The organism is Micromonospora sp. NPDC047670, from assembly GCF_043204915.1.
Lineage (GTDB): Bacteria > Actinomycetota > Actinomycetes > Mycobacteriales > Micromonosporaceae > Micromonospora.
In genome coordinates this window covers 181328-208278 of the sequence record NZ_JBIDDA010000001.1, presented here as the reverse complement: position 1 = coordinate 208278, position 26951 = coordinate 181328, and the positions used below count along the sequence as shown (strand labels likewise).

The window sequence follows — 26951 nt, the reverse complement described above, 5'->3', positions numbered from 1 at the left end:
GGACGGTCAGGCGTCGTAGTCGACCGTGAGCCGGTCGGTGGTCGGGCTGGACTGGCAGGTGAGGACGTAGCCGGCGGCCACCTCGTCCGGCTCCAGGGCGTAGTTGCGGGCCATCGTGACCGCCCCGTCGACCACCCTGGCCTTGCAGGTCGAGCAGACCCCGCCCTTGCAGGCGTACGGCAGCTCGCCGCGGACCTTGAGCGCCGCGTCCAGCACCCGCTCGTCGCGGCCCATCGTGAAGCTCGACGACCGGCCGTCCAGCACGATCGTCACCTCGGCGCCGGCCCCCGGCTCGTCGGCCGGGCGCCGCGGCGGGGCGGGGGCCTCGTCGACGTGGAACAGCTCCGTGTGCACCGCCGACTCCGGCACGCCGCGCCCGGTGAGCACCTCGCGGGCGTCCACCACCATGCCGTACGGGCCGCAGAGGAACCACTCCTCGATGGCGTCGCCCGGGACGATGGTGTCCAGCAGCCGGCCCAGCCGGTCGGCGTCGATCCGGCCGGAGAGCAGCGGCGACTCGCCCTGCTCCCGGGAGAGCACGTGCACCAGGTGCAGCCGGGTCGGATGGCGGTCCTTGAGGTCGGCCAGCTCCTCGGCGAACATCACCGTGTTCGCCGTGCGGTTGCCGTACACCAGCGTGAAGGTGCTGGCCGGCTCGACGGCGAGCGCCGTCGCGACCAGCGCGAGCACCGGGGTGATCCCCGAGCCGGCGACCACCGCGCCGTAGTGGCGGGCCCGGTCCGGCGCGAAGGCCGTGGTGAAGTGCCCGAGCGGCGGCAGCACCTCGACCGTGTCGCCGCCGCGCAGCGCGCCGCAGGCGAACGCGGAGAACGCGCCGCCGGGGATCTCCCGCACGCCGATCCGCAGCCGGCCGTGCCGGGCCAGTTCCTCCGGCGTGGAGCAGATGGAGTACGACCGCCGCACGTCCTCCCCCGCGTCGGTGCCGCGCCGGACGGTGAGGTGCTGGCCGGCGGAGAACGCGAAGGTCTCCCGCAGCTCCGGCGGTACCGCGAAGGTGATCGCCACGGCGTCGCCGGTGAGCCGGTCGACGGCGGCGACGGAGAGCGGGTGGAAGACGGGCCGGCGACGAACCGGACGGGTGATGGTGACAGTCACAGCGCCTTCAGGTGGTCGAAGGGTTCACGGCAGGAGCGGCAGCGCCAGAGCGCCTTGCACGCGGTGGAGCCGAAGCGGCTGACCTGCTCGGTCTCGGGCGAGCCGCAGCGTGGGCAGCGGACGGCGAGGGTCAGTGGCACCACGGTGCCGGTGCGGACGGGGGCCGGCGGGGCGATGCCGGCGGCGGCGAGCTTGGCCCGGCCGACGTCGGAGATCCAGTCGGTGCTCCAGGCCGGGCTGTAGACGGTGCGCACGTCGGCGTCGGGGTGACCGGCGGCGGCCAGCGCCCGGCGGATGTCGGCGCGGATCACGTCCATCGCCGGGCAGCCGGTGTAGGTGGGGGTGATGGTCACGACGACCCGGCCGGTGGCCGGGTCCTCGTCGACCGCCCGCAGGATGCCGAGGTCGGCGATGGTGACGACCCGGATCTCCGGGTCCACCACCGCCGCCACGGCCTCCCGCGGAGTCACCAGCGCGCCCCGGGGTGGGCGCGGTGCAGCACCTGCATCTCCGCGAGCAGGTAGGACAGGTGCTCGGTGTGCACCCCGTCCCGCCCGCCGGCCGGCGCCCAGCCGCCCTCCGGCCGGGTCAGTGTGGCCTCGTCGAGCACGGCGGACACGGTGGCGTCGAAGTCGGCCCGCAGGGTGGCCGGGTCGACCGGCGCCGCCGGATCCGCCGCGAACAGCTCGTGGACGTACGGCCAGACCTGGTCGACCGCCGCCTGCATGCGCCGGTGCGACTCCTCGGTGCCGTCGCCGAGCCGCCGCACCCACAGCGAGGCGTGGTCGAGGTGGTAGGCCGACTCCTTGCGGGCCTTGGCGCCGATCGCGGCCAGCCGCTCGTCGGCACAGCCGGCGAGCGCGGTGTAGAGCGGGAGCTGGTAGGCCGCGAGGAAGAGCAGCTTCGCCATGGTGACAGCGAAGTCGCCGTTGGGCAGCTCCACGAGCAGGCAGTTGCGGAACTCGCGGTCGTCGCGGAGGAACGCCAGCGCGTCCTCGTCCCGGCCGGCGCCCTCCAGCTCACCCGCGTACGACAGCAGGAGCCGGGCCGCGCCGAGCTGGTCGAGGGCGATGTTGGCCAGCGCGATGTCCTCCTCCATCTCCGGCGCGCGGGTGGTCCACTCGGCCAGCCGCTGGGCGGCGACGAGGGCGTCGTCGCCGAGGGCGAGGGTGAAGCCGAAGGGGCCGGTCACGCCGACACCTCGCTCCGCCCTGCGGCGGCGCGACGCGCCCCGGTGCTGAACCGGACGGTCCGTTCGCTGCGCTCGCTCACAGGTGCGCCACCCCGTCCGGCACCTCGTAGAAGGTGGGGTGGCGGTAGACCTTGTCGGCCGCCGGGTCGAAGAAGGCGTCCTTCTCGTCCGGGCTGGACGCGGTGATCGCGCCGGCGGGCACCACCCAGATGGAGACGCCCTCCTGGCGGCGGGTGTAGAGGTCCCGGGCGTTGCGCAGGGCCAGCTCGGCGTCGGGGGCGTGCAGGCTGCCGACGTGGGTGTGCGACAGCCCGCGCCGGGCCCGGACGAAGACCTCCCACAGCGGCGAGGGATCCTTCGCCCCGCGCTGTCCGGTCCGCTCGCTGTGCTCGCTCACGCGGCCACCTCCTCCTTCTTCTCCACCCGCTTGGCGGCGTACGCCGCGGCGGCCTCGCGCACCCAGGCGCCGTCGGCGTGGGCGCGGCGGCGGTGCTCCATCCGCTGCCGGTTGCACGGCCCGTCGCCCTTGATGACCCGCATCAGCTCGTCGTAGTCCGGCTGGGTGAAGTCGTACGACTGCCGGGACTCGTTCCAGCGCAGGCCCGGGTCGGGGATGGTCAGGCCGAGGATCTCGGCCTGCTGCACGCACATGTCCACGAAGCGCTGGCGCAGCTCGTCGTTGGAGAACCGCTTGATCTTCCAGGCCATGGACTGCGCCGAGTGGGTGGAGTCGGTGTCCGGCGGGCCGAACATCGCCAGCGACGGGTACCACCACCGGTCGACCGCGTCCTGCGCCATCGCCTTCTGCGCTGCGGTGCCGTGCGCCAGCGTGTGCAGGATCTCGTAGCCCTGCCGCTGGTGGAACGACTCCTCCTTGCAGACCCGGATCATCGCCCGCGCGTACGGCCCGTAGGAGCAGCGGCAGAGCGGCACCTGGTTGACGATGGCGGCGCCGTCCACCAGCCAGCCGATCGCGCCGACGTCGGCCCAGGTCAGGGTGGGGTAGTTGAAGATCGAGCTGTACTTCTGCCGGCCGCTGAGCAGCAGCTCGACCAGCTCGTCCCGGCTGATCCCGAGCGTCTCGGCGGCGGCGTAGAGGTAGAGGCCGTGGCCGGCCTCGTCCTGCACCTTCGCCAGCAGGATCGCCTTGCGCTTGAGGGAGGGGGCGCGGCTGATCCAGTTGCCCTCCGGCTGCATGCCGATGATCTCGGAGTGCGCGTGCTGGGCGATCTGCCGGATCAGCGTCTTCCGGTACGCCTCGGGCATCCAGTCACGCGGCTCGATCTTCTGGTCGGCGTCGATGACCTCGGCGAAGTACGCCGCGAGATCCTCGTCGGGGCCGGGGGCGCCGTTGCGCCGCCCCCGCTCGGCGGCCTCCCGCAGGGCCGCCTCCGCCGCCTCGACCTCGCCGAGCAGGCCACCGCCGGGTGCGTCCTCGGCGGAGAAGTCGTTGCCATACATGAGGTCAAGTGTTACAGCTTGCAACTCGCCGCACCAGAGGGGTGTAACAGGTTTCCGAAGCCGGCCCAGGGCGGCGCGACGACCGATGCCGGACGGCCAAACTATGACTTGGGTCACGAGGCGAAGATGAATCACCCCAATGGCCGCATAGCGGCCCGATATCCCGCCTTCATGGCAAGTTGCCAGGTGTCGGGTTCTGGCGCGCCACCGATCCGCACGTAGACTTCCCCCGGTCACACCGATCGGCTGCCGACGATCGCCCCCAGCAACACGGAGGCCGCCCCCGGCCTCGGCGAGCCGCCGATCCGTCCGGACAACAAGCCGGTCCCCCCGGCCCTGACATCTGGAGCTCACCCACTCATGCGATCCCGCGTGACCCTGGTGCTCGCCGTCGTGGCGGTCCTCCTCGGTGGCGGCCTGCTCGTGCCGGCCGCGTACGCCCGACTCGCCGGCGACGACGCCGCGAGCGGCGGAAGCGGCGGCGGGAGCGTCGCGGCGCCCGCGCCGACCCCGCCCCCGCCGCCGACCCTGGCCGCCGGACCGGTCTCGGTGAACTTCAAGGGCGAGTTCTTCTCGTGGGCCCTGATGGACCGGGAGACCGGCGAGATCTCCGGGTCGAAGAACATGGCCTCCACCAGCTCCACCGAGTCGATGATCAAGGCATGGTTCGCGGCGGACTACCTCCGCCAGCTCGGCGACAAGCCGCTGTCGGCCGAGCGGAGGAAGCAGATCGTGACCGCCATCCGGGACAGCAACGACGACGCGGCCAACGCCCTCTACGGCGCGGTGGGCCGCGCCGCCACGATCAGGCGGATGGTCAGCACCTGCCAGCTCACCGACACCGGGCCGGGCAACGTGCCGGGCTACGTGGGCTGGTGGAGCTTCACCCGGATGTCCCCGCGCGACGCCGTCCGGCTCGGCGACTGCATCGCCGACGGCACGGCCGCCGGCCCGAAGTGGACCAAGCTCCTGCTGGACGAGATGGCCAAGGTCCGGGGCAGCACGGCCGCCAAGGACCAGAAGGCCCGCTCGGGCGGCGGCCGCTGGGGCATCATCGACGGCCTGCCGGAGTCGATCCTCAGCCAGGGCCCGGTCAGCATGAAGAACGGCTGGACCCCGTTGAACTACGACGGCAACTGGCACGTGAACTGCCTCGCCGTCACCGAACGGTGGAGCCTGGCGGTGATGCTGCGCTACCCGCAGAAGAGCGGGCTGAACTACGGCGCGCAGACCTGCGCGTCGGTCGCCAGCCAGTTGGTGACCCCACAGCCCGGCGCCGCCCTCAGGGTGCCGCAGCAGCCGGTCGGGAAGCTCTGATGGCGCGGCAGGGCCGGGACGACCGGCGCGGCGACGCCTCCCCCGTCAGGCTGATCGCCGTCGCGGTGATCCTGATCGGCCTGGTGCTCGTGTCGCTGCGACTGCTGCCGGGCTCCCCGTTCGAGTCCACCGCCGCCGCCACCTGGGGCGAGCCGGCCGCGCCGGCCGACCGCGGCGCGAGCACGCCGGGCGACCGCAGTTCCCGGCCGCCGCCGTCGCCGAGCCCGGAGCCGGAGCCGCTGCCGTTCGAGGCGAGGGACCTCGACCTGGACATCGACGGCTGGTACTCCTGGAGCGTCCTCGACCGCCGGAGCGGCGAGATCATCGGCTCGGACAACATGGACGAGACCAGCACCACCGCCTCGCTGATCAAGGCGTGGATCGTCGCCGACTACCTGCGCCGGGCCGACGAGAAGGACCAGACGCCGAGCGACGCCAAGCTCGCCGACGCCACGAGGATCATCCGGGACAGCGACAACACCCGGGCCCAGCAGTTCTACAACGCCATCGGCGGGTCCGCCTCGATCAAACGACTGCTCGCCATGTGCGAGCTGACCGACAGCAAGGTCGCCCCGGACGGCGGGTGGAGCCGCACCGCGCTCTCCCCCCGGGACACCGCCCGGATGGGGGCCTGCATCGCCGACGGCCGGGCCGCCGGGCCGAAGTGGACCAAGTGGCTGATCAACGAGATGCGGCTGGTCCGCGGCGCGGGTGACTTCGGCATCCGCAAGGCGTTCCCGGCGGCGGAGCGCAAGACCATCGCCATCAAGAACGGCTGGATCGACCGGACCAGGGAGCAGGAGATGCACATCAACTGCCTGGCCATCGGCGACACCTGGACGATGGGCGTGATGGTCCGCTACCCGATCGGCAAGGGCTACGAGTACGGCATGAAGAACTGCCAGAAGATCACCGAGGCCCTCCTCCGCGACCCCGTCTGACGCTCGCCCCTCCCGGGTCAGCCCATGAAGAAGTCGGGGCCGGTGTCGGGCAGGGCCGGGGCGGCGCCGAGGGCGGCGGCGCGGCGCGCGAACTCGCGCAGGCCGGCCACCTGACGGTCGCCGAGCGAGAAGTCCAGCGCCCGGAAGTACGAAGCCAGGGTCTCCGCGTCGAACGGCTCCCAGCGCGCGCCCGCCTCGGCGACCTGGTCCAGCTCCGCGAGGCAGAGGTCCCGCGAGCGCAGGAACGCCTCGTGCACCTCCTTGACCAGGCCGGGGTGGGCGGCGGCGAAGTCCCGGCGTACCGCCCAGACGGCGAAGACCATCGGCAGGCCGGTCCACTCCCGCCACGCCTGCCCGAGGTCGGTGACCTCCAGCCCGCGCTTCGGCGCCTCGTAGAGCGCGCGCAGCGCCACGTCACCGATCAGCACCCCGGCGTCGGCCTCCAGCAGCATCTGGGTCAGGTCCGGCGGGCAGCGGAAGTACTCGGGATTCACCCCGTACCGCTCGCCGAGCAGGAGCTGGGCCAGGAGGACCCCGGTCCGCGAGGTCGAGCCCAGCGCCACCTTCCCGTGGCCGAGCTCGGCCAGCGGGCGGGTGGAGACGATGTTGACCGACAGCACCGGGCCGTCGCTGCCGACCGCCAGATCGGGCAGGAGCAGCAGTTCGTCGGCGTGGCGCAGGTACTCCACGTGCGAGATCGGGCCGATGTCCAGGTCGCCGGCGACCAGCGCGGCGCTCAGCCGGTCCGGCGAGTCCTTGTGCAGGTCGACGTCGATCAGGGCGCCGGAGCGCATCAGCCCCCAGTAGATCGGCAGGCAGTTCAGGAACTGGATGTGCCCGACCCGGGGGCGTGCGACGTGCTCAGCCATGTCCCGACCGTATCCCCGCGATCCGCCCGAGGGCTCAGCGGGCCGGCGCCGGAGTGGCCAATCCCGCATCCGCCCTCGCCGGGGCGTCCGACGCCGGCGCGGCACCCGCCGGCACCTCGTGCGTGTCCGTGGGCGGGCCGGCGACCGCCCGCGCGGGAGCCGCGCGGGCCGCGCGGCGGAGGGGCAGCGAGACGGCGGCCACCGCCAGCAGCCCGGCCAACCCGCACCCGGCGACCAGCGGCCGGGGCTCGACCGCCTCCAGCAGGAGGCCGCCGGCCAGGAAGCCGACCATCGCGGCGCCCTGGACCGCCGCGCCGAAGGAGGCGAAGGCGCGGCCCCGCGCCGCCTCCGGCACGCGGCGGGCCAGCAGCACGTTGTTGAAGACGTTGCTGCCGCCGTTGAACACGCCGCCGGTCAGCCAGATCGGCACCAGGAGCAGGGCCGTCGGTACGGCCGCCGAGGCCAGCACCATCAGGCAGCAGGCACCGAGCAGCGCCAGGCTGGCCCGGACCAGCGTGCCGTCGCGGTCGAGCCGCCGGACCACCCGCGCGAAGAGCCACGCGCCGGCCAGGACGCCGAGGGTCCAGGCGCCGGTCACCAGCCCGTACACCGTGGTCGAGCTGCCCAGCGTCTCCCGGATGAAGAACACCTCGATCACGTTGATCGCCCCGACGGCGCCGAACACCCCGGCGACGCTGGCCACCATCGCTACCAGCAGCGGGTCGTGCCGCAGCCGCCAGGCCGGCGGCGCGGCGGCGTCGCCGGCCACCGCCGGCCGCGCGGGCCCACGGCCCCCTCTGCGGGTACGGATCAACAGCCCGGCCGCCACCAGCGCGAGGTAGGTGCCGGCGGCCACGAGCAGCGGCAGTCGCGTGCCGAACCCGCCCACCAGCAGCCCGGCCAGCGCCGGGCCGGCGAGCATGCCCAGCGTGCCCGCCGACTGGTTGAGCGCGCTGGCGCGGGGCAGGTCCTCGGCGCGCACCATCGCCGGCACCAGCGCGGAGAGCACGGGCTGGGTGAGGGCGAGGCCGGTGGCGAGCAGCCCCACCAGCACGATCACCAGGCCCGGGTGCCCGGCATGGGCGAGCGCGAGGCAGACGCCGGTCTGGGCGAGCCCCGCGGCCACCAGCAGGACGCGGCTGTCCACCCGGTCCGCGAGCCGGCCGGTCAGCGGCGCGAGTGCCACCAGCGGCAGGGTGGCGGCCAGCAACAGGCCCGAGACGGCGAACCCGCCGGCCCCGGCCGACTGCAGCGCCAGCGTGAGTGTGCTGGCGGCGAGGAAGTCGCCGCAGGTGGAGACGCCCCGGGCGGCGGTCGCGAGCCAGACGTCCGGCCAGCGCGACGGACCAGGCGTGAAGGACATACTTCGAAAATAATCCTTCACACCTGCCGGGACAACCCCCTTCAGTCCACCGGCAACGCCTTGTAGTGGACCGAGACGGTGCGCGCCGAGGGCGGCGGGTCCACCCGCGACCGCTTGCGGTACGGCTCGAACAGGCGGTCCACCGCCTCGTTGAGCTCGCGCAACTCGGCCGCCGTGAGCAGCAGTTGCGAGTCGGCGAGCCGGCTCGCCGCGTACCACTCGGCCGGCTCTTCGGGCGCGCGCCGCAACCAGTCCCGGCTGCGCTCCAGGTCGCGGGCCAGCCACGCCTCCACCAGCGCGCGCTCGGCCGCCCTGGCCTCCGGCGCCGCGGCGCGCCCGGCCTCGACGGTCCAACTCGGGCTGACCGTCCGCCAGACGCGTTCCCGCGCGTCACCGCGGGTCGGCGCCGGCTCCACCAGGCCGGCCTTCGCCAGTTCCCGGAGGTGGTAGCTGGTGGCGCTCGGGGAGAGACCGACGATCTCCGCGCACTCGGTGGCGGTCGCGCCGGCCTCGATCGAGCTGAGGTGTTCCGTGATCGCGAGTCGGGCCGGGTGGGCCAGCGCACGCATCACCTGCGGATCGCTGATGGTCACCCGGGGTCGCTCGGCACGCGGCTCCGTCATCCCCCCATGATCCCGGCCGCCGGTCGTCGACGGCCACCGGCCACCGGCAGCCGGTGCGACGGAGTTTGTCGGCGACGCCGGGGGCGGATCTCCCGGGGCCCGGGGCGGTCCCCGGGTGGGCGGGTAATTCGGTGGAGCGGGAGCCCGTGGGCGCGTAGGCTGACAGGCCGCTTGACGGCCAGGGTGACGTGAGCACCGCATCGGACGTCCCGCGCCGGGGGCCGGCCATCCGCCCGCCGGACACGCGAGCGATCAGCAGATGACCTCGATGGGGATTCAGCGTGACCGCAGTCGACCTCGACCTCGACACCGACCTCGCCGCCGAACGCGAGCACCTCGCCACCTCCCGGGCCGCCCTGAGCCGGATGCGGGAACGCGCCGAGGCCCTCTTCGCCACCGGCGACCAGGTGGCCGGCGACGCGTACGCCGCCGAGACGCTCGGGCGCACCCTGGCCCGCCGGGTCGCCGAACTCGCCGACGACCCGACCACGCCGCTCTTCTTCGGCCGCCTCGACTTCGGTCCGCCCGCCGACGGCCCGCCCGCCGACGGCGCGTCCACCGACGACCCGCCCAACGACCACGAGGCGGGCGCCGGGCACCCGGACCACGCCGGCCGTCGCTACCACGTCGGGCGGCGGCACGTCACCGACGAGCGGGGCGAGCCGCTGGTGCTGGACTGGCGGGCCCCCGTCTCCCGGTCGTTCTACCGGGCCAGCGCGAGTGACCCGCAGGGCGTGGCGGTGCGGCGCCGCTTCGGGTTCAGCAACGGGACGCTGACCAGCTTCGAGGACGAGCACCTCGACCGGGGCGAGGAACTCGGCACGGCCAGCCGGATCCTGACCGCCGAGATCGAGCGGCCGCGCGTCGGGCCGATGCGCGACATCGTCGCCACGATCCAGCCCGAGCAGGACGAGTTGGTCCGGGCCGACCTGGCCGACTCCATCTGCGTGCAGGGCGCGCCGGGCACCGGCAAGACGGCGGTCGGCCTGCACCGGGCCGCGTACCTGCTCTACCTGCACCGGGAGCGGCTGCGCCGGGCGGGTGTGCTGATCGTCGGGCCGAACCGGGCCTTCCTGTCGTACATCGCGGCGGTGCTGCCGGCCCTCGGCGAGGTCGAGGTCGAGCAGGCCACGGTGGAGGACCTCGTCGGCCGGGTGCCGGCGCGGGCGGTCGACGACCCGGCGGTCGCGGCCGTCAAGCACGACGCCCGGATGGCCGAGGTGCTGCGCCGGGCCGTCGACGCGCACATCGGCGAGCCCATCGAGCCGATCATGGTCTCGGACGGCTCGTACCGCTGGCGGATCGGGCTGGACCCGCTGCACCGGGTGGTCGAGGAGACCCGCCGGGAACGGCTGCCGTACGCCACCGGGCGGGAGCGCGTCCGGGCCCGGGTGGTGGCCCTGCTCCAGCGGCAGGCCGAGGCGCGGCGCGCCGAGTCGCCGAGCGACGCCTGGCTGCGCCGGATGGGCAGGTGCGCCCCGGTCACCGCCTTCCTCGACGCGGTCTGGCCGGCGCTCACCCCGGAGGGGCTGGTGCACCGGCTGCTCACCGACGCCGACCTGCTGGCCACCACCGCCGAGGGGCTGCTGACCGCCGACGAGCAGGCGCTGCTGGGCGGGACGGCCGCCCCGGACGGGACCCCCGGTGCGGCGGCAGCCGGTGCGGCGGACGCCCCGCGCCCGGCGCGCCGCCCCGCCACGACCGGGACGAAGCTCGGGCGCACCCCGAAGGCCACGAAGTGGACGGCCGCCGACGCGGTGCTGATCGACGAGGCGGCCGGGTTGATCGAGCGGCCGGCCGGCTTCGGTCACGTCGTGGTCGACGAGGCACAGGATCTCTCCCCGATGCAGTGCCGGGTGATCGCCCGACGCAGCGAGCACGGGTCGATCACCCTCCTCGGCGACCTGGCCCAGGGCACCGCCCCGTGGGCCGCCGCCGACTGGCGGGAGTCCCTGCGCCACCTGGGCAAACCGGACGCCGTCGTGGTGCCGCTGACGGTCGGTTTCCGGGTGCCCGCCGCCGTGGTCGCGTTCGCCAACCGGCTGCTGCCGGCGCTCGCCGTCGACGTGCCGCCGGCGGAGTCGCTGCGGCGCGACGGCACGCTGGACGTGCGTACCGTCGGCGACCTGACCGCCGCGACGGTGGCCGAGGTGCGCGCGGCGCTGGCGTTCGACGGCTCGGTGGCGGTGATCGCCGCCGACGACGCGGTCGGCGGGCTGCGGGCGGCGCTGGACGCCGCCGGGATCGAGACCGCGACCGTCGACGAGCCGGCCGCCGCGGCGCGCGTGACGGTGGTGCCCGCGACCCTGGTCAAGGGCCTTGAGTACGACCACGTCATCGTCGTCGAGCCGGCGGCGATCGTGGCGGCCGAGCCACGCGGCCTGCACCGGTTGTACGTGGTGCTCACCCGGGCCGTCTCCCGCCTCGCGGTGCTGCACGCCGCGCCGCTGCCCGAGCCGCTCGGCCCGGCACCGTCCTGACGATCACGGCAGCGCGGAGCCGGCCACCACTGCCGCCTACATCCGCTCCGGGTCGACCTCGATCGACACGGTGACGACGTCGCCGTGATCCTTGCCCGAGCGGATGCGTGCCGGCACGGCCAACAGCCAGCCGGCCGCCCTGTCCCGCCAGACACTGGTCGCCCAGGCATGCCCGTCGACCGTGGCGATCACCGGCGCTCGACCGAACGCCCCGGCGGTGTCGGGCGCGTGCTCGGGCGGCACGGGCGCGAACACCCACCCGCCTGCCGACCAGCGAACCAGCGTCGCGTCGAACGTCGGCTGCGGCGGGGTGCCTGCATGGGCCATCGTCGCTCCCTTCGGCGGGTGTCGGCGGGCGGGAGGGGTGACCCGCGCCGCCACCATGTTCCGGCAGGGCTGCGACAGTCCGGACACGTCTTCGAGCGGGCGGTAGCACGGACGTCCCACCGTGGCGTGGCCATACTGGGTGGTCCGGGTGGTGCTGCCGGCGGGCCGGGCGGGTGGGCGGGCCGGTGCGACGAGGGTCGACGGTTCAGCTGACGTTTCGTCCGATCCGCCCCGAGGTGGCGCGGGTCGGTGCCACGATGCCGGCAGGGGCAGGCCGTCGTGGCCGCCCCCCGCCGAGAGGGGTCGACGTGAGCACCGTCCCGCCGGGCACACCCTGCTGGGCCGACCTCGCCACCCCCGGTCTCGCCGACGCGCGGCGGTTCTACCCGGAGCTGTTCGGATGGACGGGCCGGATCGACCCGGAGCCCGAGGCGGGCGGCTACACGGTCTTCCTGCTCGGCGGACGGGCGGTGGCGGGCGCGGGACCGCCGGCCATCCCCGACCAGGTGCCGATCTGGTCGACGTACCTGGCGACCGACGACGCGGACCTCGTGGCCGGCCGGGTCGAGCGGGCCGGCGGGCAGGTCGTGGTGCCGCCGTTCGAGGTCTTCGACCGGGGACGGATGGCGGTCTTCGCCGATCCGGCCGGGGCGGCCTTCAGCGTCTGGCAGCCGATGGCGATGCCCGGGGCCGAGGTCTTCGACACGCCGGGCGCGCTGACCTGGACCGAGCTGGTCACCCCCGACCCGGAGGGGGCGAAGGTCTTCTACGAGCTGGTGTTCGGCTGGCACCCGGACGACCAGCAGGTGGGCCCGGTCACCTACACGGGCTGGCGGCTCGGCACCCGGATCGTGGCCGGCATGGTGCCGCCGCTGGGCGACGGGTTCCCGGCGGACACGCCCGCGTACTGGTCGGTGTGGTTCGCGGTTGCCGACGCCGACGCGGCCGCCGCCCGCGCCGCCGAGCTGGGCGGCACCATCCTGGTTCCGCCCCAGCCGACCCCGATGGGCCGCTACGCCGCCCTCCGCGACCCCCACGGCGCCCTCTTCAACGTCCTCACCCGCCCCTAACCCACCCAGCACCCAGCACCCAGCGCCCAGCGCCCAGCGCCCAGCGCCCAGCGATCTTGCACTTCCTGTCCTCGCCTTGCCCCGCTTCGCCCCGTTCGTCTGGGCACAAAGTACAAGATCGCGGAGGACTGCCGAGGGGGCGAGGGGGCGAGGGGGCGAGGGGGCGAGGGGGCGAGGGGGCGAGGGGGCGAGGGGGCGAGGGGGCGAGGGGGCGAGGGGGGCAGGGGTCAGGGGCGGGGGCGGACGGGGACCACCAGGGGGCCGTGGTCGCCGTCGATCACGCGGACGGTGGCGCGGTACCAGGTGGCGAGGAGTTGCTCGGTCAGCACCTCGCGCGGGGTGCCGGCGGCGACGACCCTGCCGTCGGCGAGCAGCACCATGCGGTCGGCGTACTCGCCGGCGATGGAGAGGTCGTGCATGGTGGCGAGCACGGTCAGGCCGTGCTCGCGGCGGAGCCGGTCGACCAGCTCCAGCACCTCCTGCTGGTGGCCGATGTCCAGGGCGCTGGTCGGCTCGTCCAGCAGCAGCAGGGTCGCGCCCTGGGCCAGCGCCCGGGCCAGGAAGGCCCGCTGCCGCTCGCCGCCGGAGAGGGTCGCCAGCTCGCGGTCCCGGAAGCCGGCCAGGTCCAGCCCGTCGAGCACGTCGTACGCGGCGGCCAGGTCGGCGGCGGACTCCCGGCCCAGCGGCGGGATGTAGGGCGTGCGGCCCAGCAGCACGTAGTCGAGCACCGACATGCCGGCCGGCACGACCGGGGACTGGGCCACGGTCGCCACCACCCGGGCCCGGTCGCGGCGGCGCAGCGCCTCGCTCGGCGTACCGAAGAGGGAGATTGCGCCCGGCGCGGGCAGCAGGCCGCCGACGGCGCGCAGCAGGGTCGACTTCCCGGCGCCGTTCGGACCGATCACGGTGACCCACTCGCCCGGGGCGACGGTCAGGTCGACGCCGCCCAGGATCGGCGTGCCGTCCAGGCGGACGTGCAGGTCGCGCACCTCGACGGCGGGGACGGCCGCCCGGTCGTCGCCGGCCGCCGGCCGCGAAGCCGGCGCGGGTCCCGCGTCGGCCGCGGGGCGCGGCGCCGGCGCACGTCGCGGGCTCATCCGAGCACCCGCCGCGAGGTGCGCAGGACCAGGACGAAGAACGGGCCGCCGAGCAGGGCGGTGACCACCCCGATCGGCACCTCCGCCGGGGCGGCGGCGGTCCGCGCGACCACGTCGGTCAGGGCCAGGAACGCGCCGCCGAAGAGCAGCGAGAGCGGCAGGATCACGCGGTAGCTCGACCCGGCGAGCAGCCGTACGGTGTGCGGCACGATGATCCCGACGAAGCCGATCAGGCCGGAGGCCGAGACCGCGGCGGCGGTGCCGAGCGAGGCGGCGACGATCAGCAGGTAGCGGGACCGCTGCGGGTGCAGGCCGAGGCCGGTCGCCTCGTCGTCGCCCACGGAGAGCACGTCGAGTTCGCGCCGGTGCAGCAGCACCACCAGGGCCGTGACCAGGAAGTACGGCAGCAGCAGCCGGACGTCGTGCCAGCCGGCGGTGGCGAGCCGGCCGAGCAGCCAGGAGTAGACGTGCTGGATGCTGTCGGAGTTGCGTTGCAGCAGGTAGGTCTGCCCGGCGGAGAGGAACGCGGAGACGGCCACCCCCGCCAGGATCAGCGTGGCCGTGGAGCGGCCGCGCCCGCCGGAGGCGCCGAGCAGGTACGTCATCGCCACCGCCCCGAGCGAGCCGACGAACGCGGCCAGCGGGATGGTGAGGGGCAGACCGGTCAGCGCGCCGGCCGTCCCGGCGCCGAGGGTGATCACGGCGGTGACCGCGAGCCCGGCCCCGGCGGCCACGCCGAGCAGGTACGGGTCGGCCAGCGGGTTGCGGAACACGCCCTGGTAGCAGCCGCCGGCCAGGGCGAGCAGCCCGCCGACGAGCAGGCCGAGCACCACCCGGGGCAGTCGCAGCTCGGTGACGATGGCGATCTCGCGCTCGGTCAGCCCGCTGTCGATGCGTACCCCGGGGATGAGGTTGAGCAGTTCGGCCGCGACGCTGCCCGGCGGCAGGCTGACCGGGCCGAGCGACACCCCGGCGACCAGGGCGACCAGCACGGCGGCGACGCCGGCGACGAGCCAGCGCGGCCGCAGCCCGGCGGGCCGGGACGCGGGCTGCGTCCCGGCCGATCGGGTGGCTGATGCCCTGGCGAGCGCCCTGGTCATCGACGGGTGCGGGTCACGCCGGCACCTTGGCGGTCGCGTCGACGATCGCGCGGAGCAGGTCGACCACGCGGGGGCCCCAGCGGGAGGCGACGTCGTCGTCGAGGGCGACGATCTGGTTGTTCTTCACCGCGGTGACGCCCGACCAGCCGGCGCGCGCCTTGACCGTGTCCGCGCTCTGCTGGCAGCACTTGGTGTCGGCGAGGAAGATGAAGTCCGGGTCCGCCTTGACGATCACTTCCTGCGACAGCTGCGGGTAGCCGCCGTTCTTGCCGTCGGCGTCGGACGGGTCGGCGATGTTCTCCAGGCCGGCCATCGCGTAGAGCGAGCCGATGAAGGTCTTGCTGGTCGCGGTGTACAGCTCCGGGCCCAGCTCGTGGTAGTAGGTCAGCTTCTCGGCGCGCTGCGGCAGGCCGGCGACCAGCTTGGCGATGTCGTCCTTCATCCGCTTGGTCACGTCGGCCGCCTCGGTGGCGTGGCCGGTGAGCGCGCCCAGCTCCGTGATCTGCCGGTACGAGTCGTCCAGGGTGGTCGCCGCCGGGGTGAGGTAGACCGGGATCTTCAGCGTGGTCAGCTGCTCGACGATCTTGTTGCGGTCGTCCGAGATCACCACGAGGTCGGGGCTCTTGCCGGCGATCGCCTCGGCGTTCGGGGAGAAGCCGGAGAGGTCCGTCTTCGGCGCGTCCGCCGGGTAGTTCGAGTTGTCGTCGACGGCGGTGACCTGCTTGCCGGCGCCGATGGCGAAGAGCATCTCGGTGGCCGACGCGGAGAGCGACACGATCTTCTCGGGCCGCTTGTCGAGCGTGAGCTTGCCGACGGTGACCGGGAAGGCGGCCGCCGCCGAGCTGCCGCCGCCGGTGGCGGGCGTGTCGGAGGTCTTCTCGGCGCAGGCGCCGAGCGCGAGCGCGGCGACCGCGAGGGTCGCGGCGAAGAGCCGGGGGGTACGTCTGGACATCTGTCCTCCTGTCGGTCGAGGAGCGTGGTGCTTCGCCGACAGGGACCCGGTGCGCCCGTCCGCGAGGCGCCCTTCCTCGAGAGCGCGAGTCGCGACCACTGACGCAGGCGACCTGGCTCGTCCCCGCCGCGCCCGGCCTCGGCCGGGAGTGGTGGGGCATCACAGTTGCGGGACAGCGCCGGGTTCGCACCGGCTTCGCTGCTAGTGGTCGGTAGAACGGTAGCGCACGCCCCGGACGTGCCTCGACGATCCAGGTCGCATCGGCGCATGTTGATCGACAACAGCGGCGATATGCCCTGGATCGACGGTGCGTGGGGGGTGGGTGGGGCCCCGGCGGGGGCGGGACGGGGCCCCACCCGGGTCAGGAGCTGGTGATGGTGACGTTGTCCACAGCCGCCTCGACCAGGCTGGCGCCCGAGGCGTCCGCCGCCTCGACGAGGATCCGCACCGACTGGCCGGCGTACGGGGTGAGGTCGGCGTTCGCCACCGCCCAGGCGCCGTTGCGGTTGGTGGCCGCGCCGGACTGGGTGAACAGGGCCGTGGTGCCGCCGTTGTGCACCACGCTGATCCGGAGGTAGTCGGCCGACGAGGCGTTCGACCCGTGCGCCAGGTACCAGGCCAGCGAGAGCGTCAGCGTGCCCGAGGCCGGCAGGGTCACCGCCGGCGACCGGGCGCTGGTCACCCCGCCGTCGACGTCGTAGTCACCCGCCGCGGTGCCGGCCAGCCGACCGGTGACCAGGTCGTTGGTGCCGCCGTACGGGGTGAGCTGCTTGGCGCCGCTGGAGGTGGTCGCCTGGGCGGCGCCCCGCTCCCACGCCCCGAGGGTCGCGGTGTCGGTACCGTTCGGGTTGGTGGTCCAGCCGGTGGCCGTCTCGAAGGTGTCCGACCAGACCGTGGTGCCACCGCCACCGCCGCCGCAGTACTGCGCCTCCTTGCCGATCACCCGGTACGGGCAGTCGGCGTACTCGCTGAGCAGCAGGACCGCCTCCCGGTTGCGCGAGGTCTGGGCGGGGATCACCTCGTCGGGCGGGTAGAAGCCGCCGCCGCCGGCCGATCCCGGGTACATCTCGAAGGTGTACGCCCAGATGCCGTGCTGTCCCCACATCCAGTCGATGCTGTCCCCGTCGGTGATGTAGAGATCACTGGACTGCTGCGGGGTGTAGCCGTTGGTGTTCGCCATCTGCTGCCCGAGGGTGGCGAAGGTGTTGTACTGGTCGGTGCTCATGCCGGGGGCGGTGTTGTTGTAGGTGTAGCCGAACGGCCAGAGCACCAGCTCCGAGTACGTGTGGAAGTCGATGTTGGCCTTGATCTGCTGCGTGCCGCCGACCACCCGGCTGTTGACGAAGTTGCGCAGCGCCGCCGTCTCCGGCGCCGAGAACGCCGACGGCCCCCGGTAGGTGTCCGACGAGGTCGAGCCGGACGAGCCGCCGCAGCAGCCCCACTGGTAGGACCAGTTGCGGTTCAGGTCGGTGCCGACGTACGACGAGCCGCTGTTCGGCTGCCGGTTCTTGCGCCAGGAGCGGTAGGAGCCGGTGGCGATGTCGTACTCGCTGCCGTCGGGGTTGACCGTCGGCACGATCCAGATCTCCCGGCTGTTCACGACGTTCGTGATCCGGGAGTCGGCGCCGTAGCTGTCGGTGAAGAGATTGAGCAGGTAGACCGCCATCTCGACGGTCAGGTGCTCGCGCGCGTGCTGCTGGGAGTTGAACAGGATCTCCGGCTCGGCCTCGTCGGTGCCGACGTTGTCGGAGATCTTCACGGCCATCAGGTCGCGGCCCTCGTACGAGGAACCGATGCTGATCTTCCGGGCGATCGACGGGTGGTCCGCGACCACCTTGTTCACCGCGGCGGTCAGTTCCGCGTAGTCGTGGTAGTTGGAGTCGGCCGGCGGGAAGGCGGCGGTGCCGACGTCCCCCTCGGCGTGGCTGTGGCCGTGGTCGTCGGTCGACGGCCCGGCGACCGCCTCCAGCCGGAAGCCGAGCCGGGTGATCGCCGCCGCCTCGGCGGGGGTGGCCGAGACGTTCAGCACGCCGTGCTCGACGTAGTCGATGGCGGCGCCGGTGCCGGCGACGGCGGTGCGGTCGGCCACCGTACGCGGGCCGAGCACCCGGTAGGACGTGGCCGCGGCGTCGGCGGCGTGGTCCGGTGCCGGCCGGGCGGTGGCCGGCGCGGCGGCGACGGTGAGCAGTCCGAAGCCGGCGGCGACGGCGAGCGCCAGGCGACGGCGGAGGGCGGGCTTGCGGAAGGCCATGGACAACCTCCTCGGGGGGCGGGAGGAGATCCCGCTCGGTGGAGGACACTCCACCACCGCTCACATGGTCATATCAACATTCATCGCTATCTTGTTGCATGCCATCCTGATCCTCACGTCGGCAAGGATTTTCCAACTGTCGACCTCTGGCGAAAGTTCCTTCCGAGCGGGACACTGACCCGCAACGATCCGTCCGTCCCTGCGGAGGACCCATGGCCAGACCCCGCCTGCGCGCGGCCGCCCTCGCGGCCGCCACCGCGCTCACCCTTCTCGGCACCGCCGCGCCCGCCGGCGCCGTGGCCGGCACCGCCACCGTCGTCCACGACGAACAGATCACCTACCACGACTGGGCCGGCGCCGCCGACTGGTCCGCGGGCACCGCCGCGGGCACGGTGGCCACCCCGACCGGCCTGACGCTGGCCACGCCGGTCGGCACCACCAGCTACAAGGACCCGCACACCAACATCAAGCGGAACTGGGCGTACGGGACGTGGACGTCCCCGGTGACCGACGTCGGCTTCGACGCCACCGAACTCATCGCCTCGTGGAACGCGGACACCCCTGCGGGCACCTGGATCCAGGTCGAGCTCCAGGGGACCTACACCACCGGCGACCGCACCCCCTGGTACGTGCTGAGCCGCTGGGCGTCCGGCGACGCCGACATCAAGCGGACCAGCGTCGACAAGCAGGGCGACAAGTGGTCCAGCGTCTGGACCGACACGTTCTCGATCAACGACGCCGCCGCCGGTGTGCTGCTCCGGGCGTACCAGCTCCGGCTGACCCTCCACCGCGACCCGACCACCACCGTCTCGCCGGTGGTCCGGATGCTCGGCGCGATGAGCTCGAACGTGCCCGACCGGTTCACCGTCGAGCCCAGCGCCGGCGGGATCGCCTGGGGCAGGGAACTCGCCGTCCCGCGCTACTCGCAGAACATCCACGCCGGCCACTACCCCGAGTACGACGGCGGCGGCCAGGCATGGTGCTCCCCCACCTCCACCACGATGGTCATCGAGTACTGGGGCCGGAAGGCGTCGCCCGAGGACACGGCCTGGGTCGACCCGACCTACCCGGACCCGACGGTCAACCACGCCGCCCGGATGGTCTACGACTACCAGTACGACGGCGCCGGCAACTGGCCCTTCAACACCGCGTACGCCGCCAGCTTCCCGGGCCTGGAGGCACGGGTCACCCGGCTGCACTCGCTGGACGAGGTGGAGCGCTTCATCGCCGCCGGCATCCCCGTCGTCACCAGCCAGTCCTTCCTCGCCAGCGAGCTGGACGGGTCGAACTACGGCACCGCCGGGCACCTGTTCGTGGTGGTCGGCTTCACCGCCGACGGTGACGTGATCGTCAACGACCCGGCCTCGTCCAGCAACGACGTCGTGCGCAACGTCTACCCGCGCGAGCAGTTCGAGCAGATCTGGCTGCGCACCAAGCGGATCACCGCCAGCGGCGGAACGGGCAGCGGCCCCGGCGGCGTCGTCTACCTGATCAAGCCCACCGACGTCCCGTGGCCCCAGGTCCCCGGCTCCACCAACTGGTGACCTGACCGCCCGACGTCACGGTTGAGGGGCGCCCGTCCCGGCGGGACGCGCGCCCCTCGCCACGTCCGGACCCCGTCGCCTCCGGACGCCGGTCGCGTCCGGACCCGCCCGTCACTTCCCGGCGGCCGGACCCTCCGGGTCCTGGTCGTCGCCGGCCAGCGCGGAGCGCAGGCGCTCCTTCTCGGCGCGGCGGCGCTCGGCGGCCTCGGCCATCTCCGTGGCCATCTCGTCCCGCCAGCCCTTGAGCAGGAAGAACGACGCGGCGGCCGAGAAGGCCAGCGCCAGCATCAGCTTGACGAAGAGGTTGATGTCGACCAGCCAGAGGGCCGCCAGCACGGCGACGAACAGCCCGATCCGGCCCAGCGTGTACTTGACCGCCGCGCTCACGTTCCGCACTCCGTTTCTCCGCCGCCGGGGTGACCCGGGGGCAGGTTCAGCCCGTCCGGCGGGCCAGCCAGTGGACGCCGTGGAACCAGACCACCGCATACGCGAGGGTGAGGGCCGCCGCGCCCAGCCCGCCGGAGACCAGCGGCGGAAGCCCGGCGGCCAAACCGGCCACCGCCAGCCCCGCGACCAGCCCCACCGCGACGGCGGCGAGCGCCGCCACCACCCGGGCCGCCCCGAACTCCCAGGCCCGGAAGTCGTCCCAGAACAGCCAGGCGGGCAGGATCACCGCCAGCCAGCCGTTGGCCCGGCCGAAGTCGCCGCTGCCGACCAGCGCGAACGCCCAGTCGAACAGCAGCACCGCCAACACGCCGATGACCAGGCCGGCCAGGCTCACCCCGAGCAGGTCGCCCAGGGTGAGGATGCGTCCCTCGGCGTCGCGCCGGGGAAACCCGCTCCGCTGCTCGGTCATGGCCTACGAGATTACGTGCCGGCTCAGGCCCAGACCTGCTGCGGCTCGGCGCGGCGCTCCGCCAGGGACGGGGCGGCGTCGTACTCGCGGACCACCTCGTAGCGCGTGTTCCGCTCGACGGGGCGGAAGCCGGCGTCCCAGATCAGGTGCAGCAGGTCGTCCCGGTGCATCGTGTTCGGGGTGCCGTACGAGTCGGCGTCGTGGGTGATCTTGTATTCGACGACCGAGCCGTCCAGGTCGTCCACGCCGAAGTTGAGCGAGAGCTGGGCCACCGAGAGCCCGTGCATCACCCAAAAGCACTTCACGTGCGGGACGTTGTCGAAGAGCAGCCGGGACACCGCGAAGGTCTTGAGCGACTCGGCCGGCGAGGCCATCGTCGTCCGCGCCTGGATCCGGTTGCGGATCTTGCCGTCCGCCGAGTCGACGAAGTCGTGCTGGTAGCGCAGCGGGATGAAGACCACGAAGCCGCCGGTCTCGTCCTGCAGCTCGCGCAGCCGCAGCACGTGGTCGACCCGGTGCCGGGGCTCCTCGATGTGGCCGTAGAGCATCGTCGACGGCGTCTTCATGCCCTTCGAGTGCGCCAGCCGGTGGATCCGCGACCAGTCCTCCCAGTGGCAGGCGTGGTCGACGATGTGCTGGCGGACCTCCCAGTCGAAGATCTCCGCGCCGCCGCCGGTCAGCGACTCCAGGCCGGCGTCCATCAGCTCGTCGAGGATCTCGTCGGCGGTCAGGCCGCTGATCTTCTCGAACCACTGCACCTCGGTCGCGGTGAACGCCTTGAGCTTGACGTTCGGCAGCGCCGCCTTCAGCTCGCGGAGCACCTTGGGGTAGTAGCGCCACGGCAGGGTCGGGTGCAGGCCGTTGACGATGTGCAGCTCCGTGAGCTGCTCGTCCTCCATCTCCTTGGCCTTGCGGACCGCCTCGTCGATGCGCATCGTGTAGGCGTCCTTCTCGCCCGGCTTGCGCTGGAACGAGCAGTACGCGCACGAGGCGGAGCAGACGTTGGTCAGGTTGAGGTGCCGGTTGACGTTGAACATCACCCGGTCGCCGTTGAGCTCCGTGCGCCTGTGATGGGCCAGTCGCCCCAGCCACGCCAGGTCGTCGCTGTCGTAGAGGGCGATGCCGTCCTCGCGGGTCAGCCGCTCGCCGGCGTACACCTTCGCTTCGAGCTCACGCTTGAGTCCGGCGTCCATCGAAAGCCACGTCCCTTCCACCTGCGGTAGGAATCGAGCCTACGTCGGCCCGCCGACGCCCCCGCAGCACGGTCGGCCCGCGTGCCCGCGCTCACCGAACTCTCAGCCTCCCGTTACCTGTCGACGCATCGACATCGCTGCCTGGGTGAGGTAAGACAGGGTGGGACGTTCCACACACACTGGTAGCGTCCTCACCGCCGCGCCCACCCGGCGCGGCGACACCACGCCGGACGGGGAGCGGAATGGGCGACAGCGGGCGCGGGCGACGGCAGCGACGGCGGAGCCCGGTGATCTCGCCGGTGCTGCGCCCGGCGCTCTGGTCCGCCCTGCTCGGGGCGGTCGCCGCCACGGTCCTCGCCAATCCGGTGCAGGCGGACCCGGCGCTGCCCACCGGCGTCCCCGACACCGGGGCCCGCCCGGTCGTCGCCGGATCGCTCCAGCTCCCCGGCGGCGCGCCGGTCGCCGGAGTGCCGGGCCTCGTGGGGACGCCGGCCGGCAACCTGATCAACGGCCCGCTCGCCACCCAGATCTACGCCGCCGAGGCCCAGGTCGGGCAGCTCCGCGACCAACTGCTCGTGCTGCTGCAGAAGCGCACCGAGGCCGAGACCCAGCGCGCCACCGCCGAACGCGACCTCGGTCTCGCCCGCGACGCGCTGGCCCGCGCCCAGCAGGGCGCGGACGCCGCCGCCGCGGGCGCGTTCAAGGCCGCCGCCGCCCTCCCGCCCGGCGAGTTCGCCGACGACCTGCACGAGCTGAGCCGGCTCTCGCGGATCATCCGTGGCGAGAAGGCGGAGGGCGGCACCACCGCCGCCGAGGGCGAGCTGTCCCGCGCCCGCACCGGCGAGCAGGCGGCCAGCCAGGCGATGGTGTCGGCGGAGTCGCGGCTCAAGGGCGCCCAGACGGAGTACGCCACCGGCGAGAAGGCCCTGCGCGACGCCGAGGCCAAGCTCGCCAAGCTGCGCCGCGACAACGCCGCGCAACTGATCGAACTCGAGCGCCAGCAGGAGGCCGCCGAGCAGCGCCTCGGCGCGGGCTACCTCGGCAACGAGACCGCCAACGGGCTGGCCGCCCACCCGACGGCCCTGGCCGCCCTGGCGTACGCCAAGGCGCAGCTCGGCGACCCCTACCTGTGGGCCGCCGAGGGGCCGGACCGGTTCGACTGCTCCGGCCTGATCTACGCCGCCTACCGGTCGGCGGGCTACTACGGGCTGCCCCGGGTCTCCCGGGACCAGTACTACGCCACCCGGTCCCGCACCGTGTCCCGCACCGCGCTGCTCCCCGGTGACCTGCTCTTCTTCGCCTCCGGCACGAGCTGGACGACGATCCACCACATGGGGATGTACGTCGGCGGGGGCAAGATGATCCACGCGCCCACCACGGGTGACGTCGTCAAGATCTCCACGGTGCGCTGGTCCCGGCTCTACGCCGCGACCCGCGTGATCGGGGCGGTGCCCGCGCCGACCACCACCCCGTCGCCCAAGCCGACGCCGAGCAAGCCGGCCACGCCGAAGCCGACGGGCAGCGCGAAGCCGACCCAGTCGGCCACGCCGTCGCCGACCCCGTCCGCCACCACGTCGCCGTCGCCGACACCCACCGCGCCGCCCTCGCCCACGACGTCACCGACCCCCACGACGTCGCCCTCGCCCACGGCCTCCCCGACGACCGGGGCCAGCGCCTCGACCGCGCCGTCGGCGAGCCGCTCCGCCTCGGCCGCGCCGAGCGCCACGTCCGGCAGTGTGGCGCCGACCACGGCGGCGGACAGCGGCGACCCGGAGGGCGGCGCCTCGGCCACCGCCTCGGCGAGCACCGGTAGCTGACCGGGGGGGCGTCGCCCCGCCGGGCGCGCCGACGCCGGTTCGTACCGACCACGGGCCCCATACGCACTCCGGCTGTGCCGCACGGCCGGAATGTGGCACGGTGACAGTCAGACACGTCCGGTCCGACGTCGCGGATCCGGGCGCGAGCGTGGCGCGGAGGGCGAGCATGGCCGAGCAAGAGGTTCCGGCGGAGCCGGTCGACCACGGATCCACGCCCGACCGGAGCCGCGCCGGGGCCGCGCAGCCTTCGGCGCCCGGCGGGTCCATCGCGACCGCGACCGACGGCGGGCCCGCGTCGGGCACCGGCCCCTCGGGGCCGTCGGGGGAGCCCGTCGACGTACGCCGACAGCCGGCCCGCGGCCGGGTGAGCGTGGCCACCGTCGCCGCGCCCGGCGAGGGCGACGCGGCACCGCCGGCCCGGCCGGCCGCCGGCACCACCTACCGGGCCACGGGAACCACCGCCCCGGCCGGCGCGGTGGTTCCCGAGCAGCGCGCCACGGCCGCGGCGGCCCGGGCCAGCGCCGCCGTACCGGGAATGCGACCGGCCTCGGCTGACGAGGCCGCGGCGATCCGGTCGCGCACCGGCGAGGCCAGGGTCTACCGGGCCGCGCCGGTCAATCCGGAGCCGCCGGAGCCCGCCCAGCCGCCGGAGCCGGCGCAGCCGCCCAAGCCACCCGTCCCGGAGCCCGAGCCGGCGCCGGCCCCCGTACCGCCGGTGCCCGGCCCGACCCCGCCGTCGCCCACGCCGCCGGTTCCGAACCCGAACCCGCCGCTTCCCGGCCCCCACCCGCCCGGCCCGGTGCCGCCCCGCCCGGGGCCCACGCCCCCGGGGCCGGTGCCGCCCGTGCCGGGTCCGCCGGCGCCGCCTCCGGGACCGCCGCTGCCCGCCCCGCCGCCCCCGCCCGGCCCGATGCCGGCGCCGCCGTTCCCCCCGCCGCCCGTCACGGCCGCCGCGCCGCCGTTCTCGGCCCCGCCGGTCTCCGCACCGCCGGTCTCCGGACCGCCGGTCGCCGCGCCGCCCGTGCCCGCTCCCGCGCTGCCCACGTGGCCGCCACCGAGCAGCCCGGGTGACCGCCGGCCCGGTGGCGCCGAGCCGGCCGCGGCTCCCCGGGAGGCGCGCCGGTTGGCCGGCCGCCCGGCCGACACGGCTCCGGTCGGGCACCCGCCCACCCAGGGCGGACGGTCGGACGGCACCTCCGCCGGGCGCTACGACGGCGGGCCCGACCTGGGCACGATCTACGGCGGCGGCACGGACGGCCCGGGTTTCGCCACGGTCTCGTTCCCGACCAACAACCCGATGGAGAACTCGGGCTCGCTGACCGGGCACATCCTGGCCCAGGGCTGGACGGAGACCTCCACCGAGGAGCGGTCCAGCACCACCAGGGTGGTGATCGTCCTGGCCGCCTCGCTGGGCCTGCTCGTGGCGATCAGCGTGCTGGTCGTCCTGCTCGCCACAGACACCATCGGCGGGCTGGTGGGCGGCGCCCTGACCGAGTGAGCCGTCCGGCGACGACCATGGTGAGCCCGCCCACTACCGATCCGTGGTGCGGTGGCGGGTTCGCCGAACCGCCGTACACTGGTGGAGATCACTGACCCGGCGCGCCGTGCGCGCCCATGGGCGATCTTGCGGGCGATTCGGCGGCGTTCAGCTGCGGCAGGCCATCGCGAAGATGCGCCCCGCTCGAAAGGCATTTCTTGACCACGTTTGCTGAACCCAGCACGTTTCCGTCCGCCCTCCAGACCGCCGACGCGCAGACCGCCGAGCCGGCCGCCGCACCGGTGACGGCCGAGGCCACCGACTTCGCCGCGTTGGGGCTGCCCCAGCCGCTGGTCCGCACGCTCGCCCGGCAGGGCATCACCACCCCGTTCGAGATCCAGCGCGCCACCATGCCGGACGCGCTCGCCGGCCGGGACGTCCTCGGTCGGGGCCAGACCGGCTCCGGCAAGACCCTGGCCTTCGGCCTGCCGCTGCTGGCCCGGGTGGCCGACGGCGGGCGGGCCCGGCCGCTGCGCCCGCGCGCCCTGGTCCTGGTGCCGACCCGCGAGCTCGCCATGCAGGTCAACGACGCGCTGCTGCCGCTCGGCAAGGCCGTCGGCGTGTTCCTGAAGACCGCCGTCGGCGGCGTGCCGTACGACCGGCAGATCGACGCCCTGCGACGCGGCGTGGAGATCGTCGTGGCCACGCCGGGGCGGCTGGGCGACCTGATCGCCCGGGGCGTCTGCCACCTGGACGACGTCGAGGTCACCGTTCTCGACGAGGCCGACCAGATGGCGGACATGGGCTTCCTGCCCGAGGTCACCGAGCTGCTGGCGAAGACGCCGGCGGGCACCCAGCGGCTGCTCTTCTCGGCCACCCTGGACGGTGACGTCGACGCGCTGGTCAAGCGGTTCATGACCGACCCGGTGACCCACTCGACCGCACCGTCCACCGCCTCGGTGTCCACGATGGACCACCACATGCTGCTGATCCCGCCGCACGACAAGTTCCCGGTCGCGGCGTCCATCGCGGCCCGGGACGGGCGGACCATGGTCTTCGCCCGCACCCAGCTCGGCGTGGACCGGCTGGTCGAGCAGCTCGCCGCGGTCGGCGTACGCGCGGGTGGGCTGCACGGCGGCAAGACCCAGCGGATGCGCACCCGCACCCTGGCCGAGTTCCGCGAGGGCCGGATGAACGTCCTGGTCGCCACGGACGTGGCGGCCCGGGGCATCCACGTGGACGGCGTCTCGCTGGTGCTGCACGTCGACCCGCCGAAGGACCCGAAGGACTACCTGCACCGCGCGGGGCGTACCGCCCGGGCCGGGGAGTCGGGCGCGGTCGCCACGCTGGTCCTGCCCAAGCAGCGCCGGACGACCCTCGCCATGCTGGAGAAGGCCGGCGTGACGCCGGCGGAGACCCGGGTGCGGGCCGGCGACCCGGCGCTCGCCGAGCTGACGGGCGCCCGCGAGCCGAGCGGCGTCCCGGTTCGCAACGAGCCCGAGGAGCCGCGCCGGCACGGCGACCGGCCGGGCGGCCCGCGCCGCTTCGGTGACCGCGACGCCCGGGGCGAGCGCCGCTACGGCGACCGTCCCCAGGGCGAGCGCCGTTACGGCGACCGGCCCACCGAGGGACGCGGCTACGGCGAGCGCGGTTTCGCGGACCGGGGCGAGCGGCGCCACGGCGACCGGCCCTACGGCGACCGTCCCCAGGGGGAGCGGCGCTACGGCGACCGGCCCACCGACGGCCGCAGCTACGGCGACCGCCCCCAGGGCGAGCGCCGCTACGGCGACCGGCCCACCGACGGCCGCAGCTACGGCGACCGCCCCCAGGGCGAGCGCCGCTACGGCGACCGGCCCACCGACGGCCGCAGCTACGGCGACCGCCCCCAGGGCGAGCGCCGCTACG

Annotated in this window: 24 protein-coding genes and 1 riboswitch; of the genes, 8 read left to right on the top strand and 16 right to left on the bottom strand. The window is 74.2% G+C overall.

Going from position 1 to position 26951, the window contains the following annotated elements; all coding sequences use genetic code 11:
* Positions 1 to 6 precede the first annotated feature (6 nt).
* The 5 genes from paaE to paaA form a co-directional block, all read right to left on the bottom strand.
* Positions 7 to 1116, bottom strand: a complete 1110-nt coding sequence (paaE, locus tag ACGF7U_RS01030; RefSeq protein WP_393102034.1) for a 1,2-phenylacetyl-CoA epoxidase subunit PaaE — start codon at positions 1114 to 1116, stop codon at positions 7 to 9.
* Positions 1113 to 1589, bottom strand: a complete 477-nt coding sequence (gene paaD, locus ACGF7U_RS01025; protein ID WP_393102883.1) for a 1,2-phenylacetyl-CoA epoxidase subunit PaaD — start codon at positions 1587 to 1589, stop codon at positions 1113 to 1115. Before paaD ends, paaE begins: the two co-directional genes overlap by 4 nt.
* The gene (gene paaC / locus ACGF7U_RS01020) at positions 1583 to 2308 is read right to left on the bottom strand and encodes a 1,2-phenylacetyl-CoA epoxidase subunit PaaC (protein WP_393102033.1); all 726 of its coding nucleotides are present in this window, start codon (positions 2306 to 2308) and stop codon (positions 1583 to 1585) included. Before paaC ends, paaD begins: the two co-directional genes overlap by 7 nt.
* 76 nt (positions 2309 to 2384) lie before the next feature.
* Positions 2385 to 2705, bottom strand: coding sequence for a 1,2-phenylacetyl-CoA epoxidase subunit PaaB (gene paaB, locus ACGF7U_RS01015; RefSeq protein WP_393102032.1), 321 nt, complete (start codon positions 2703 to 2705; stop codon positions 2385 to 2387).
* The gene (gene paaA / locus ACGF7U_RS01010) at positions 2702 to 3769 is read right to left on the bottom strand and encodes a 1,2-phenylacetyl-CoA epoxidase subunit PaaA (protein WP_393102031.1); all 1068 of its coding nucleotides are present in this window, start codon (positions 3767 to 3769) and stop codon (positions 2702 to 2704) included. The genes paaB and paaA overlap by 4 nt, the downstream gene beginning before the upstream one ends.
* Before the next feature lie 360 nt (positions 3770 to 4129).
* Here paaA and ACGF7U_RS01005 point away from each other — a divergent pair, with 360 nt between their 5' ends.
* Together ACGF7U_RS01005 and ACGF7U_RS01000 are read left to right on the top strand one after the other, a co-directional pair.
* A complete protein-coding gene (locus ACGF7U_RS01005; RefSeq protein ID WP_393102030.1) occupies positions 4130 to 5086 on the top strand; it encodes a hypothetical protein in 957 nt (318 codons plus the stop codon).
* Positions 5086 to 6027 (top strand): hypothetical protein, encoded by a 942-nt coding sequence (locus ACGF7U_RS01000; protein WP_393102029.1) that lies wholly within the window; start codon positions 5086 to 5088, stop codon positions 6025 to 6027. Before ACGF7U_RS01005 ends, ACGF7U_RS01000 begins: the two co-directional genes overlap by 1 nt.
* A gap of 17 nt (positions 6028 to 6044) precedes the next feature.
* On the opposite strand, the gene ACGF7U_RS00995 is transcribed toward ACGF7U_RS01000, so the two are convergent.
* From ACGF7U_RS00995 to ACGF7U_RS00985, 3 genes are read right to left on the bottom strand one after another with little or no spacing between them, the layout of a single operon-like run.
* Positions 6045 to 6896 (bottom strand): menaquinone biosynthetic enzyme MqnA/MqnD family protein, encoded by an 852-nt coding sequence (locus ACGF7U_RS00995; protein ID WP_393102028.1) that lies wholly within the window; start codon positions 6894 to 6896, stop codon positions 6045 to 6047.
* A 34-nt stretch (positions 6897 to 6930) separates the two neighbouring features.
* Complete coding sequence (locus ACGF7U_RS00990; RefSeq protein WP_393102027.1) at positions 6931 to 8259, bottom strand: MFS transporter; 1329 nt, start codon at positions 8257 to 8259, stop codon at positions 6931 to 6933.
* Between the two features lie 41 nt (positions 8260 to 8300).
* Positions 8301 to 8882 (bottom strand): ArsR/SmtB family transcription factor, encoded by a 582-nt coding sequence (locus tag ACGF7U_RS00985; protein WP_393102026.1) that lies wholly within the window; start codon positions 8880 to 8882, stop codon positions 8301 to 8303.
* A 281-nt stretch (positions 8883 to 9163) separates the two neighbouring features.
* On the opposite strand from ACGF7U_RS00985, the gene ACGF7U_RS00980 reads away from it, so the two are divergent.
* Positions 9164 to 11362, top strand: a complete 2199-nt coding sequence (locus tag ACGF7U_RS00980) for a HelD family protein (protein WP_393102025.1) — start codon at positions 9164 to 9166, stop codon at positions 11360 to 11362.
* 36 nt (positions 11363 to 11398) lie between these two features.
* On the opposite strand, the gene ACGF7U_RS00975 is transcribed toward ACGF7U_RS00980, so the two are convergent.
* Positions 11399 to 11689, bottom strand: a complete 291-nt coding sequence (locus ACGF7U_RS00975; RefSeq protein WP_393102024.1) for a DUF1905 domain-containing protein — start codon at positions 11687 to 11689, stop codon at positions 11399 to 11401.
* A gap of 308 nt (positions 11690 to 11997) precedes the next feature.
* On the opposite strand from ACGF7U_RS00975, the gene ACGF7U_RS00970 reads away from it, so the two are divergent.
* Positions 11998 to 12759: a VOC family protein gene (locus ACGF7U_RS00970; protein ID WP_393102023.1), complete on the top strand. Its 762-nt coding sequence runs from the start codon at positions 11998 to 12000 to the stop codon at positions 12757 to 12759.
* Between the two features lie 227 nt (positions 12760 to 12986).
* Here ACGF7U_RS00970 and ACGF7U_RS00965 read toward each other — a convergent pair whose 3' ends face one another.
* From ACGF7U_RS00965 to ACGF7U_RS00950, 4 genes are all read right to left on the bottom strand, one after another.
* A complete protein-coding gene (locus tag ACGF7U_RS00965) occupies positions 12987 to 13856 on the bottom strand; it encodes an ABC transporter ATP-binding protein (RefSeq protein ID WP_393102022.1) in 870 nt (289 codons plus the stop codon).
* The gene (locus tag ACGF7U_RS00960) at positions 13853 to 14956 is read right to left on the bottom strand and encodes a FecCD family ABC transporter permease (protein ID WP_393102021.1); all 1104 of its coding nucleotides are present in this window, start codon (positions 14954 to 14956) and stop codon (positions 13853 to 13855) included. The genes ACGF7U_RS00965 and ACGF7U_RS00960 overlap by 4 nt, the downstream gene beginning before the upstream one ends.
* 13 nt (positions 14957 to 14969) lie before the next feature.
* Positions 14970 to 15908, bottom strand: a complete 939-nt coding sequence (locus tag ACGF7U_RS00955) for an ABC transporter substrate-binding protein (protein ID WP_393102020.1) — start codon at positions 15906 to 15908, stop codon at positions 14970 to 14972.
* Between the two features lie 111 nt (positions 15909 to 16019).
* A riboswitch (cobalamin riboswitch) is annotated at positions 16020 to 16102 on the bottom strand.
* Positions 16103 to 16269: 167 nt separating this feature from the next.
* Entirely contained in the window at positions 16270 to 18159 is a 1890-nt protein-coding gene (locus tag ACGF7U_RS00950; protein ID WP_393102019.1) for a M14 family metallopeptidase, read from the bottom strand.
* A gap of 212 nt (positions 18160 to 18371) precedes the next feature.
* Between ACGF7U_RS00950 and ACGF7U_RS00945 the strand changes: the two genes are divergently transcribed.
* On the top strand, positions 18372 to 19703 hold the full coding sequence (locus ACGF7U_RS00945) for a C39 family peptidase (protein ID WP_393102018.1): 1332 nt from the start codon (positions 18372 to 18374) through the stop codon (positions 19701 to 19703).
* Between the two features lie 111 nt (positions 19704 to 19814).
* On the opposite strand, the gene ACGF7U_RS00940 is transcribed toward ACGF7U_RS00945, so the two are convergent.
* The 3 genes from ACGF7U_RS00940 to mqnE are packed head-to-tail and all read right to left on the bottom strand — an operon-like array spanning position 19815 to position 21752.
* Complete coding sequence (locus ACGF7U_RS00940; RefSeq protein ID WP_393102017.1) at positions 19815 to 20090, bottom strand: DUF4229 domain-containing protein; 276 nt, start codon at positions 20088 to 20090, stop codon at positions 19815 to 19817.
* Between the two features lie 46 nt (positions 20091 to 20136).
* The gene (locus ACGF7U_RS00935; RefSeq protein ID WP_393102016.1) at positions 20137 to 20559 is read right to left on the bottom strand and encodes a hypothetical protein; all 423 of its coding nucleotides are present in this window, start codon (positions 20557 to 20559) and stop codon (positions 20137 to 20139) included.
* A gap of 23 nt (positions 20560 to 20582) precedes the next feature.
* The gene (mqnE, locus tag ACGF7U_RS00930; RefSeq protein ID WP_350686558.1) at positions 20583 to 21752 is read right to left on the bottom strand and encodes an aminofutalosine synthase MqnE; all 1170 of its coding nucleotides are present in this window, start codon (positions 21750 to 21752) and stop codon (positions 20583 to 20585) included.
* A 242-nt stretch (positions 21753 to 21994) separates the two neighbouring features.
* On the opposite strand from mqnE, the gene ACGF7U_RS00925 reads away from it, so the two are divergent.
* The 3 genes from ACGF7U_RS00925 to ACGF7U_RS00915 all read left to right on the top strand — a co-directional run.
* Positions 21995 to 23569 (top strand): NlpC/P60 family protein, encoded by a 1575-nt coding sequence (locus ACGF7U_RS00925; RefSeq protein ID WP_393102015.1) that lies wholly within the window; start codon positions 21995 to 21997, stop codon positions 23567 to 23569.
* A gap of 166 nt (positions 23570 to 23735) precedes the next feature.
* The gene (locus tag ACGF7U_RS00920; RefSeq protein ID WP_393102014.1) at positions 23736 to 25067 is read left to right on the top strand and encodes a hypothetical protein; all 1332 of its coding nucleotides are present in this window, start codon (positions 23736 to 23738) and stop codon (positions 25065 to 25067) included.
* Between the two features lie 281 nt (positions 25068 to 25348).
* Positions 25349 to 26951 (top strand): DEAD/DEAH box helicase (locus ACGF7U_RS00915; protein ID WP_393102881.1); only part of this gene is annotated, 1603 nt, incomplete at its 3' end.